14 protein-coding genes are annotated in these 10938 nt (G+C 30.7%); 9 read left to right on the forward strand and 5 right to left on the reverse strand.

Annotated features, from left to right (window positions below; genetic code table 11):
• Positions 1-13 precede the first annotated feature (13 nt).
• A complete protein-coding gene (locus EM932_RS08055) occupies positions 14-433 on the forward strand; it encodes a nucleoside-diphosphate kinase (RefSeq protein WP_135876671.1) in 420 nt (139 codons plus the stop codon).
• A gap of 512 nt (positions 434-945) precedes the next feature.
• Here the strand turns inward: EM932_RS08055 and EM932_RS08060 are convergent.
• From EM932_RS08060 to recF, 5 genes are all read right to left on the reverse strand, one after another.
• Complete coding sequence (locus tag EM932_RS08060; protein WP_135876672.1) at positions 946-1137, reverse strand: cold-shock protein; 192 nt, start codon at positions 1135-1137, stop codon at positions 946-948.
• Between the two features lie 127 nt (positions 1138-1264).
• Complete coding sequence (locus tag EM932_RS08065; RefSeq protein ID WP_042242688.1) at positions 1265-1456, reverse strand: cold-shock protein; 192 nt, start codon at positions 1454-1456, stop codon at positions 1265-1267.
• A 97-nt stretch (positions 1457-1553) separates the two neighbouring features.
• Complete coding sequence (locus EM932_RS08070; RefSeq protein WP_135876673.1) at positions 1554-1850, reverse strand: DUF721 domain-containing protein; 297 nt, start codon at positions 1848-1850, stop codon at positions 1554-1556.
• A 33-nt stretch (positions 1851-1883) separates the two neighbouring features.
• Positions 1884-2564 (reverse strand): mutarotase, encoded by a 681-nt coding sequence (locus EM932_RS08075; RefSeq protein ID WP_135876674.1) that lies wholly within the window; start codon positions 2562-2564, stop codon positions 1884-1886.
• 19 nt (positions 2565-2583) lie between these two features.
• The gene (gene recF, locus EM932_RS08080; protein ID WP_135876675.1) at positions 2584-3663 is read right to left on the reverse strand and encodes a DNA replication/repair protein RecF; all 1080 of its coding nucleotides are present in this window, start codon (positions 3661-3663) and stop codon (positions 2584-2586) included.
• Between the two features lie 139 nt (positions 3664-3802).
• Between recF and EM932_RS08085 the strand changes: the two genes are divergently transcribed.
• From EM932_RS08085 to EM932_RS08120, 8 genes are all read left to right on the forward strand, one after another.
• Positions 3803-4573, forward strand: coding sequence for a tetratricopeptide repeat protein (locus EM932_RS08085; RefSeq protein ID WP_135876676.1), 771 nt, complete (start codon positions 3803-3805; stop codon positions 4571-4573).
• Position 4574: 1 nt separating this feature from the next.
• Entirely contained in the window at positions 4575-5060 is a 486-nt protein-coding gene (gene ribH, locus EM932_RS08090; RefSeq protein WP_135876677.1) for a 6,7-dimethyl-8-ribityllumazine synthase, read from the forward strand.
• A 264-nt stretch (positions 5061-5324) separates the two neighbouring features.
• The gene (locus tag EM932_RS08095) at positions 5325-5558 is read left to right on the forward strand and encodes a hypothetical protein (RefSeq protein ID WP_135876678.1); all 234 of its coding nucleotides are present in this window, start codon (positions 5325-5327) and stop codon (positions 5556-5558) included.
• An 18-nt stretch (positions 5559-5576) separates the two neighbouring features.
• A complete protein-coding gene (locus EM932_RS08100; RefSeq protein ID WP_135876679.1) occupies positions 5577-5864 on the forward strand; it encodes a riboflavin synthase subunit beta in 288 nt (95 codons plus the stop codon).
• A 3-nt stretch (positions 5865-5867) separates the two neighbouring features.
• A complete protein-coding gene (gene mutL, locus EM932_RS08105) occupies positions 5868-7715 on the forward strand; it encodes a DNA mismatch repair endonuclease MutL (protein ID WP_135876680.1) in 1848 nt (615 codons plus the stop codon).
• 3 nt (positions 7716-7718) lie between these two features.
• Entirely contained in the window at positions 7719-8447 is a 729-nt protein-coding gene (locus EM932_RS08110; RefSeq protein ID WP_135876681.1) for a rhomboid family intramembrane serine protease, read from the forward strand.
• Positions 8447-9340: a rhomboid family protein gene (locus EM932_RS08115; RefSeq protein ID WP_135876682.1), complete on the forward strand. Its 894-nt coding sequence runs from the start codon at positions 8447-8449 to the stop codon at positions 9338-9340. The genes EM932_RS08110 and EM932_RS08115 overlap by 1 nt, the downstream gene beginning before the upstream one ends.
• A 279-nt stretch (positions 9341-9619) precedes the next feature.
• Positions 9620-10648, forward strand: coding sequence for an endonuclease/exonuclease/phosphatase family protein (locus tag EM932_RS08120; RefSeq protein ID WP_135876683.1), 1029 nt, complete (start codon positions 9620-9622; stop codon positions 10646-10648).
• Positions 10649-10938: the final 290 nt, after the last annotated feature.

Below are 10938 nucleotides of genomic sequence, written 5' to 3' on the forward strand. Positions count from 1 at the left end.
TTAAAACAATAAGATGGCAACAAATAGAACATTTACAATGCTTAAGCCAGATGCTGTTGAGAAAGGACACATTGGCGCAATATTAGAAAAAATTTCAGCTTCAGGATTTAGGATCGTAGCAATGAAATTAACACAAATGACAAAAGCTGATGCTGAAGCGTTTTATGCAATACATAACGAACGTCCATTTTTTGGAGAATTAGTTGAATATATGACACGTGGTCCTATTGTTGCGGCTATTTTAGAAAAAGACAATGCTGTTGATGATTTTAGAACATTAATAGGGGCTACTAACCCTGCTGATGCTGCTGAAGGAACAATTCGTAAGTTATATGCAACTTCTATTGGAGAAAATGCAGTACACGGTAGTGATAGTGATGATAATGCGGCTATAGAAGGTGCTTTCCATTTTTCTGGTAGAGAGATGTTTTAGTCATTAAAAATTATAAATAGAGAAAACCTACAACTTAGTTGTGGGTTTTGTTGTTTTAGAAATAAATTGTGATTATTTATTACCAAATTTATTTTTTTAAGCTTCTTCAATACCCCCTTATTTTTAACCACCATTCTAATAACTTTTCCTATACCGCGCTCTGAATGAACAAAATATATCATTTTTAAGACCTTTAGTTTAACGTCAGTTCGATATATTATAAATTGATAATCAAATACTTAAAAGGTTTTAAAGAAGAAATAATGTCAAGGACGAGGAACGAGGAAGAATCTCATCATAATGAGATATCTCGTCACTCATGCTTCGCTCCGTCGACATGACAAACAGCTGTATTTCATTGGATTATATAAGATGTTTTTAATAAAGTTTACGTCGAACTCAGGTTTAGTTTAAAAAAGTACTTTCTGTGAATTAAAATAAAATTAGCTCCATAAAAAAAAGCCTATCAAATAAATGATAGACTTTTAATTGTAATTGTTAAAGTATATGTATTAGATTACTTTTACGTTTACGGCGTTTAATCCTTTTTTGCCTTCTTGTAGATCGAATTCTACAGCATCACCTTCACGAATTTCATCGACAAGTCCTGAAATGTGTACAAAATGTTCTTTGTTGTTGTCGTCTTCAGTGATAAATCCAAAACCTTTAGAATCATTGAAAAATTTTACGGTACCTTTACTCATTGTTTAAACTATTAAATTAATATAATTTTGTAAAGGTAGTTCAAACTAATTTATTAATAGCTAAAAACAAAAAAAGTCTATCAAATTGATTGATAGACTTTTAATTGTAATTGTTAAAGTATATGTATTAGATTACTTTTACGTTTACGGCGTTTAATCCTTTTCTACCTTCTTGTAGATCGAATTCTACTGCATCACCTTCACGAATTTCATCGATAAGTCCTGAAATGTGTACAAAATGTTCTTTGTTGTTGTCGTCTTCAACGATGAATCCAAAACCTTTAGAATCATTGAAAAATTTTACGGTACCTTTACTCATTGTATTTGTTATATAAAAATTAAGTCACAAATATAATATAAATAATAATAGCTTTTTGGTTTTGTATAAAATTTTTGTATAAAGTTCGTTTTTGTAATTAACGGAGTACCAGTTTCTTAATGATTTCTTTTCCTAGCTCTTCGTTAAGCATGTTAATTATTTTTTGTTTGCCATAACTTAATTCTTCCCTAAGAACACTAGAGGTTAGTTGTACATAAAGCGTGTTACGCTCTAAGTTTACAGATGCTGTATAATTATTTACGCCATTGCCCATAAGGTTTGCCCAGGCATCTGCTACATTAACTTTGTTTAAACCTTTTTCTAGTTTATTGGTTTCCACAAATTCTTTTAAAGCATCACTTATGCTGATATGTTCGTTGTTGCGTTTTGCCATTAGATTTTGTCTTTTTTTTGAGTTATTTGAAATTTAAATACTAAAGTCAAACAATCTTTTTACATGTTTTTCTTTTTGATACCAATCATTATATACTAATTCAAGGTTTTTCACTTTGAAACTACCAAAATCATAATTTCTAAAGTGTTCAATTGATTTTAAAAATTCAGATTTTTGATTTAATTTTTTACTAAAACGACATACTGTTGAGTGAGCCGTTTGTATTGAGTAGCGTTTGTCAATACTTTGTTCTAAGGTAGTGTTTTTAAAGTTTTCTCTTAAATTATTTCGTATGATATTTAACGAGTTGTTATTCATAAAACCTTGAACCATTAAACATGATGGTGAAGCAGTAATTCCTTTAAAACTAATTTCAAGATCAATATTACAATTTAAACTTTGGTTGATTAGTTTTATATATTCTGATAGGTTTATGTCTTTTAATTGAAAACCATCGTAGCATGATATTATGGACATAACTGTAATATGAATATCTGAATTTTTATAGTAATATTGATTGGGTTCTATTACTTTGATTTTGTTAAGAAACTCTTGAATTTTATTTTTAACTTCTATTGACGGTCTAATTATTAATGTTATTCCGAACCTTTTATCAAGAGGAGAATCAATTAAATGGTCAATCTGATAGTCATCATTAGAAATTTTTTGAATAGATTCTGTGTAAAGGGCATTATAATGATCTTTAAGATTCATTGAAAATATATCTTAAAATTTACAGCTTGAAAATTTCATAAGATTGATGCACTTGTTTTACAGCTGCTTCTGTACGCTCAGCATGAGTGTCGCTTATAAACAATTGTCCAAAATTTTCATCATCCACTAATTTAATAATTTGAGCCACACGTTGTTCATCTAATTTATCAAAAATATCATCTAATAATAAAATAGGATTTACACCACTTTGCGCTTTAATAAAATCGAACTGTGCTAATTTTAAAGCGATTAAAAATGATTTTTGTTGCCCTTGACTTCCAAATTTTTTGATGGGATGCCCTTCTATATTAAAGTGTAAGTCATCTTTATGAATGCCAACACTGGTATATTGTAATGCCTTGTCTTTATTAATTATATTTTTTAAAAGGGTGTTTAAATCAGCTTCAAATAAATCACTATGATATTTTAAATCAACTATTTCATTACCATTGCTTATGGCTTCGTAACGCGATTTAAAGATGGGAATAAATTCCTTTAAAAAGGCGTCTCTTTTTTCAAAAATAAGCGTGCCAAATTCTGTTAATTGATTGTTGTAAACCTCTAAAGTGTCGTTATTAAAAGTATGGTTTAGTGCAAAGTATTTAAGTAATGCATTGCGTTGGGCTAGTATTTTATTATAATTAATTAAGTGGTTTAAATAGGTTTTATCACTTTGGGAAATAACACTATCTATAAATTTTCGTCGGGTATCGCTACCTTCTATAATTAAATCTCTGTCAGCTGGTGAAATAATCACTAAAGGTAAAAAACCAATGTGTTCGCTAAACTTTTCGTAAGCTTTAGCATTTCGTTTAATCACCTTTTTTTTGCCTCGCTTAAGGCTAATAATTATTTTTTCGGTTTGGTCGCCTTTTTCGTAATCACCATTGATTACAAAAAAGTCTTCATCGTGCTTTATATTTTGAGTTGCAACAGGGTTAAAATAGCTTTTCCCAAAAGATAAATGATAAATAGCATCAAGTACATTGGTTTTTCCAATACCATTATTACCAACGATGCAATTTATTTTATCATTGAAAGTAAATGATTTACTATCAAAGTTTTTATAATTGAGTAACGAAAGTGATTTTAAAATCATATAATAAGCGACTTAAAGGCTATTTAGTTGCTAAACTCTTTAAAAAGAAGTGCAAATTATTGAAAAATATCAAATAAATACCCTTTTAGTTATGAAGAAAAATTATATTTTTGCGGCGCATTAATACAGAACTGAATACATGGCGACTTATAATAAAAGAGGATACAAACCTAAAAATAAAGTAGAGAAAGAGCAAAACATTGAGGCAGACTCTACAACAGCAGAAGTTTTCAATACACTTGATGAAACTGCTTCGAAAACAGAAGAATTTGTTCAAAAGAATCAGAAATACATTTTTGTAATTATTGGACTTGTTGCAGTAATTGTATTAGGGTCTTTAGGTTATAAAGAATTTATAGCGAAACCTAAGCAAGAATCAGCAATGAACGATATGTTTCAAGCTCAAAAATATTTTGATCAAGCCGTTACTGGTGTTGAAAAAGACTCATTGTATAATTTAGCTTTAAACGGTGGTGAAGGAAAATTTGGGATGTTGGATATCATAGAAGAGTACAGTGGTACACCTTCTGCTAACTTAGCAAGCTATTATGCAGGAACAGCTTATTTAAGATTAAAAGATTATAAAAAAGCAGTAGAGCATTTAGAGAATTTTAAAAGTGATGACGAAATATTAGCGCCTATAGCTAAAGGAAATATTGGTGATGCTTTTGTCCAGTTAAACCAGTCGGAAGAAGCTTTAGGATATTATGAGCAAGCAGCTGAAATGCGTAATAATGAATATACAACACCAATGTATTTGTTTAAAGCTGGAACCATTGCTTTAGATTTAGGAAAAGCGGATAAGGCATTGACTTATTTTAAAAGAATTAAAGAGGATTACCCTAATTCAACTGAGGCGTCTAAAGTAGATGTGTTTATAGGTAAAGCTCAAGTATTGGCAGGTAAATAGTATGGCTACGGTAAATAAAAATTTATCCGATTACGATAAAGCAACAATCCCAAACGCGAATAAATTTCGGTTTGGGATTGTTGTTTCTGAGTGGAATGATACTGTGACTGAAGGACTCTATGAAGGTGCCTACAATACTTTAGTCGAGAATGGTGCGTCTCCAAATAATATCATTAGATGGGATGTTCCGGGCAGCTTCGAACTTATTTATGGCTGCAAAAAAATGCAAGAACAAATGGTAAATGCAGTTATTGCTATTGGCAGTGTTATACAAGGAGAAACAAAACATTTTGATTTTGTTTGTGAAGCAGTATCACAAGGTATAAAAGACTTAAACGTAACCAGGGAAACGCCTATAATATTCTGTGTCCTTACAGATAATAATATGCAGCAAGCCATAGAACGCTCTGGCGGTAAACATGGTAATAAAGGTACCGAAGCTGCTATTGCTGCTATTAAAATGGCAGAACTGCGTAAGAATAGCTAGTTTATATTCGCAGCCACTAGTTTTACAAGTATCAGTTATTAATTGCGTATAAGATTAAGTGAACACGTCACTGCGAGTTTTACTTTATAGTAAAACGTGTCAGTCTGTTTAAATGAAAAGATTGCCACAGTCTTGCCTCCTTTGCTATGACCTAAATAATTTTATGTGTGATTTATAATGAAGTTTTGTTAACAATTTTTGGCATTTCAACCTCTGTTTTCTGCCTATTTTTAAGTATTTTTGAATTAAAGATCATTATAGATTTTGTTTAAACAACGTAAAAATAAAACCTTTAAGTATAAGCCTAGGTTTTCTGAAGAAAATCAAACAGATGTAGATTTGGATGATAATTTTGATTCTAAAGATTTTACTTTCAAATGGCAGCGACAAAGAGGCAATAATGTTCGGGTTAAAGGTGCCTTGCCTGTAAAAACTTTAATTTTAGTTTTGGTATTATTATTGCTTTGTATGTATTTATTAGAGAAAAAATACATGTAACCTTAAAGCTGAGAAATCATGGGAATTTTAAAATTACGGAAAAACAAAAAGTTTAGCTACACACCTCGTTATTTTGATGATAAAGGGGAAGGGAATCCCTTTGAAATTAAACATAAGTTTGATGAACATAGGACGACCGTTGGTAGTAATAAAGGTTTAAAAACAAAATTTAATAATGCTTTAGATGATTTAAAAAATAATCCAAACAGAGAAGTTAACAGGCGTGTTTTAATAATTGTTGGTATTCTTGTTTTAATATTTCTTTTTATCATCGATTTCGATTTATCTATATTCTTTTCAAAGTAATACATGGCAGACATTATTCAGCTTTTACCCGATCATGTTGCTAACCAAATAGCAGCAGGAGAGGTCGTACAACGTCCAGCATCGGTTGTAAAGGAGTTGCTAGAAAACGCTATTGATGCGGGAGCTTCAACTATTAAACTTATAGTAAAGGATGCGGGAAAAACATTAATTCAAGTTATTGATGATGGTAAAGGGATGAGTGTTACGGATGCTCGTTTAAGTTTCGAGCGTCATGCTACCTCTAAAATTCGTACTGCTGATGATTTATTTCAATTGCATACAAAAGGGTTTCGTGGAGAGGCTTTAGCAAGTATAGCGGCCATTGCGCATGTAGAATTAAAAACAAAGCAAGAGCAAGATGATGTAGGAACTACCATCGTGATTGAAGGTAGTAATGTAGCATCCCAAGAGGTTGTGGTAACTCCAAAAGGGACATCTATTTCTGTAAAAAATCTTTTCTTTAATATTCCGGCACGACGTAATTTTTTAAAGTCTAATACCGTTGAACTACGTCATGTTATTGATGAATTTCATCGTGTGGCTTTAGCACATCCTAATATTAGTTTTGTTTTATTTAACAATGGAAGCGAATCTTTTAATTTGCCAATTAGTAATTATAGACAGCGTATTGTAAATATTTTTGGGAATAAAACCAATGAAAAGCTAGTTCCTGTAGAAGAGAATACCGAGGTTTTAAAAATTTCAGGATTTGTTGGTAAGCCTGAGTTTGCTAAGAAAACAAGAGGCGAACAGTATTTTTTCGTAAACAATCGTTTTATTAAAAGTGCCTATTTAAATCATGCCATTGCTTCTGCATTTGATGGTTTATTAAAAAGTGGGACACATCCAAGCTATTTTTTAAATTTAGAGGTAGACCCGCAAACTATCGATATTAATATACATCCAACTAAAACAGAAATTAAGTTTGATGACGAGCATACTTTGTATGCCTTGTTACGTTCTGCAGTAAAGCATAGTTTGGGGCAATTTAATATAGCACCTGTTTTGGATTTTGAACGTAATCCAAATCTTGATACACCGTATGATTATAAAAGTAGTGAAACGAGGACTCCTAAAGTTGAGGTGGATAGTAGTTTTAATCCGTTTCAGGAAGAAACAAAATCTAGAGCAACTACTACTTATAAAAAAGAACCTGCTGCAAGTTGGGAAAATTTATATGTTGGATTAGAATCTAAAGGAACAAAAACACATCAGGATTTTAGTGAAGTGCATTTTGAAAGTGAAGAATCTACACCTTCTATTTTTGATGATGAAAAGCAAATAGAGCAAGCAAATACAACCTATCAACTTCATAATAAATATATTGTTAGTACTATTAAATCGGGGATGTTGGTTATAGATCAACATCGGGCTCATCAACGTATTTTATATGAAGAGCTTCTAAAGAATATGACAATTAAAGAAGCGGTAAGTCAACAATTATTATTTCCACTTCAGCTACATTTTTCAACACAGGAAATTACAATTGTAAAGCAATTAAAAGATGATTTAGAAAATACAGGGTTTGTATTTTCAAATTTTAATGATGAATCTCTTGAAATAACAGGTGTTCCAATTTCGGTTCCTGAAAGTGAAGTATCCATTATTTTAGAACAATTAATCAGCGATGTAGAAAATGAGGTGCCGGATAGTAATTTTAGTGCTACCGATTTATTGGCTAAGTCAATGTCTAAAAGCTTGGCTATTAAAACAGGGCAATCGCTACAGAAAGATGAACAGGAGCATTTGGTAAATAAACTATTTGCATGCAAAGAACCAAACATTTCACCCACTAACAGGTCAACATTTATTACATTAAGCGTTGATGAATTAGACAAAAAATTTTTATAGATTATGATGAGGATTTCAGAAACTGTTAAACACCTATTAATCATTAATGTGATTATGTTTATTGGTACTTTGGCTATAGGAGAAGGTGTTTTGTTTTACGATTGGTTTGCCATGCATTTTCCTAAGAATGAGGTATTTAAGCCTTGGCAAATAATAACACATATGTTTATGCATGGAGGGGTAACACATATTTTGTTTAATATGTTTGCGCTTTGGATGTTTGGAACACCCGTAGAACAAGTTTTGGGATCAAAGCGGTTTTTGTTCATATACATCTCTGCTGGATTAGGAGCAGTTGCTTTGCAAATAGGATATTATTATTTTAAATATATTCCAATGGAAGCTGAGGCTTTTAGTTTAGGCTTTAACCATGAACAAATAGTAGAAGTATTTAAAGAAGGTAAAGTGTTTAGAGCTATAGGACAAGAATTTAATGAGATTTATTACGCTTCTATGGTAGGTGCTTCAGGATGTATTATGGGGATTTTAGCGGCATTTGGTATGATGAATCCTAATGCAGAACTTATGATGATATTTTTACCAATTCCTATTAAGGCAAAATATTTTATTCCTGGTATCATTATTTTAGATTTAATTTCTGGTTTAACAGGGCAATCCTTTTTTAGTCCAAGTAACACGGCATTTATGGCTCATGTAGGAGGTGCATTAACGGGCTTTTTAATAATGTGGTATTGGAAAAAAACACAATTTAATAGAAATCGCTGGAATTAATGACTTCGCTCTCTCAAGACATAAAAGACAAATTGTCCAGACTTAACGTTCTAGAAAAAATTATAGTTGTTAACACCATAGTTTTTGTAATAGGTTATATACTTACCAAAACTTTAAATCTTCCTGAAGGAACTAGTTTGAATTGGTTGGAGTTACCAAGTGATTTTTCTGATTTTATAGTAAAATTCTGGACCATTATAACCTATGCTTTCTCACATTACGATTTTTGGCATCTTTTTTTTAATATGCTTTGGTTGTATTTTATAGGACGTATGCTCTTAAACTTATTTAGCCCCAAAATGGCACTTAATATTTATTTTTTAGGAGCTATGTCTGGAGGTTTGTTGTATATGCTATGTTATACAATGTTTCCAAATGTTTTTCTGGCAAATTCAAGATTGCTAGGTGCTTCGGCTGCAGTAAGGGCTCTATTGATTTTTCTTTGTGCTTATATGCCCAATCAAGAGATTCGCTTTTTTACATTTAATATAAAACTCTGGTATGTTGGTCTGGCTATTGTAGTAATTGACGTCATTGGATTATTTTCTGGAATTAATAACCCTATAGAGGGAAATCCAGGTGGTTATTTAGCTCATCTTGGAGGGGTTTTACTAGGTTATTTTTATGCAAAACAATTATTAAAGGGTAATGATATAGGTAGAGGTTTTGAAGGTCTGGTGGGTATAATTTTTGGGTTTTTTAAATCATCGAAAAAAGGACCTTTAAAAACAGTTCACAAAAATAAATCGAAAGTTGGAGGATATACTAAAGCTGATTTTAAAGAGTTTAATAATCAAAAGAAAATAGACGTTATTCTAGATAAGATAAGTAAAAGTGGTTATGATAGCCTAACTGCCGAGGAAAAGGAGTTCTTATTTAAAGCGGGAAAATAGCTTTATAAGAGGGAAGGGCAATAAATAATCATGGATTTAATGGGGAAATTCATTCGTTTATCGAAAAATTTTAGTAAGAAAATATTTATGTTTTATCTTCCCAGTAGTTAAATGCTTCAGGTTTTAGAGTTTTAATATTTAAGAGGGGTTCAATTGATTAGCTTAATTTAGAACAAAATTAATTTATCGGAAACTTTATTTGTTTTCTAATAAAACGAATAGAATAGATAAATTCAAAATATAATTTTGTTCATTGGTTGATGGTCTTCGAGTGATAATATGAAGAAACTAAGTTTTATTAATAAAATTATTTATTTCATAAATGTAATTGTAGCTGTTTTGTTGCTATTTTCATTTGCCTTGCCTTTTTTACCACCAAAGACATTTTCTATATTATCAGTACTAAATTTAGGTGTTTCACTTTTAATACTAATTAATGTATTATTCTTTCTATATTGGTTAATAAAGCTTAAAAGACAATTAATATTATCATTCTTTGTCCTTTGTATTGGATATATTTCTTTTGGCTCTTTATACAGGTTTTCTTCTTCAAAAACTATAGAAAGTCCGAATAATATAAGAGTAATGAATTACAATGTTAGGTTATTTAATCTCTATAATTGGATTCCTGGAAAACATATTGAAAACAAAATTGTCGATTTTATTAAGACGCAAGCTCCAGACATTTTAAGTATTCAAGAGTATCACCCTCATGAAAACATTGATCTTTCTTTTTTTAAATATAAATATGAAAAACTTTCTGGGAATAAAACAAAATATGGGCAAGCTATTTTCTCGCAATACCCTATTGTAAATTCTGGTTCGATTGAGTTTCCGGATACGGCTAACAATGCTATTTTTGCAGATATTCTTAAAGGAACTGATACCATTAGGGTTTATAATATTCATTTAGAATCGTTGCGAATAAATACTAATGTTGAAACTCTTAAGAATGAAGATTCCGAACGCCTTTTTAATCGTATTGGAGCAACTTTTAAGATGCAACAATTTCAAACGGAGTTATTTTTATTGCATAAAAAGCAATGTAAGTATAAAATGATTATTTGCGGGGATTTTAATAACACAACATTCTCTTATGTGTATAGGAAAATTAAAACCGATTTAAATGATACGTTTAAAGAAGCTGGTAATGGATTTGGACGTACTTATGATTTTAGATTTTTTCCTATACGAATTGATTTTATTTTTGCTGATAAAGCATTTTCTGTAAATGGTTTTAAAGCCTATAATGAACATTATTCAGATCATTACCCTATTATGACTACGCTTAGTTTGGATAAGCAGTAAATAGTCACAATATTCAGTCAGTTTATGAGAGGTTTGGAATTCATAATTATCAGTATTTTAAAATAACGTGAGTTTAACTTAAATTATTTAACTTCATTGTAAAGTTCTGATTGTTAGGTTTATAAAATATTTTGTATTTAAAAACACCCTCCTTAGTCCTCCCTCGAGGGGCGATTTCCTATAAAGTGGCAATTTCATTTCTTCCTTGAATTATTTTACAGATAAGCAGGTTGAACAAATCCTTTCCCTTATTGTTGAACTTGAAAGCGATTTCATCTAAATAGCCCTGT

The organism is Flavivirga rizhaonensis, from assembly GCF_004791695.1.
Lineage (GTDB): Bacteria > Bacteroidota > Bacteroidia > Flavobacteriales > Flavobacteriaceae > Flavivirga > Flavivirga rizhaonensis.

Excerpts from the sequence above, each read along its gene's own strand:
- EM932_RS08055 (WP_135876671.1), top strand. The coding sequence starts at position 14 with ATGGCAACAAATAGAACATTTACAATGCTTAAGCCAGATGCTGTTGAG.
- EM932_RS08065 (WP_042242688.1), bottom strand. The coding sequence starts at position 1,456 with ATGAGTAAAGGTACCGTAAAATTTTTCAATGATTCTAAAGGTTTTGGA.
- mutL (WP_135876680.1), top strand. The coding sequence starts at position 5,868 with ATGGCAGACATTATTCAGCTTTTACCCGATCATGTTGCTAACCAAATA.
- recF (WP_135876675.1), bottom strand. The coding sequence starts at position 3,663 with ATGATTTTAAAATCACTTTCGTTACTCAATTATAAAAACTTTGATAGT.
- EM932_RS08110 (WP_135876681.1), top strand. The coding sequence starts at position 7,719 with ATGATGAGGATTTCAGAAACTGTTAAACACCTATTAATCATTAATGTG.
- EM932_RS08115 (WP_135876682.1), top strand. The coding sequence starts at position 8,447 with ATGACTTCGCTCTCTCAAGACATAAAAGACAAATTGTCCAGACTTAAC.
- ribH (WP_135876677.1), top strand. The coding sequence starts at position 4,575 with ATGGCTACGGTAAATAAAAATTTATCCGATTACGATAAAGCAACAATC.
- EM932_RS08070 (WP_135876673.1), bottom strand. The coding sequence starts at position 1,850 with ATGGCAAAACGCAACAACGAACATATCAGCATAAGTGATGCTTTAAAA.
- EM932_RS08060 (WP_135876672.1), bottom strand. The coding sequence starts at position 1,137 with ATGAGTAAAGGTACCGTAAAATTTTTCAATGATTCTAAAGGTTTTGGA.
- EM932_RS08120 (WP_135876683.1), top strand. The coding sequence starts at position 9,620 with ATGAAGAAACTAAGTTTTATTAATAAAATTATTTATTTCATAAATGTA.
- EM932_RS08100 (WP_135876679.1), top strand. The coding sequence starts at position 5,577 with ATGGGAATTTTAAAATTACGGAAAAACAAAAAGTTTAGCTACACACCT.
- EM932_RS08075 (WP_135876674.1), bottom strand. The coding sequence starts at position 2,564 with ATGAATCTTAAAGATCATTATAATGCCCTTTACACAGAATCTATTCAA.
- EM932_RS08085 (WP_135876676.1), top strand. The coding sequence starts at position 3,803 with ATGGCGACTTATAATAAAAGAGGATACAAACCTAAAAATAAAGTAGAG.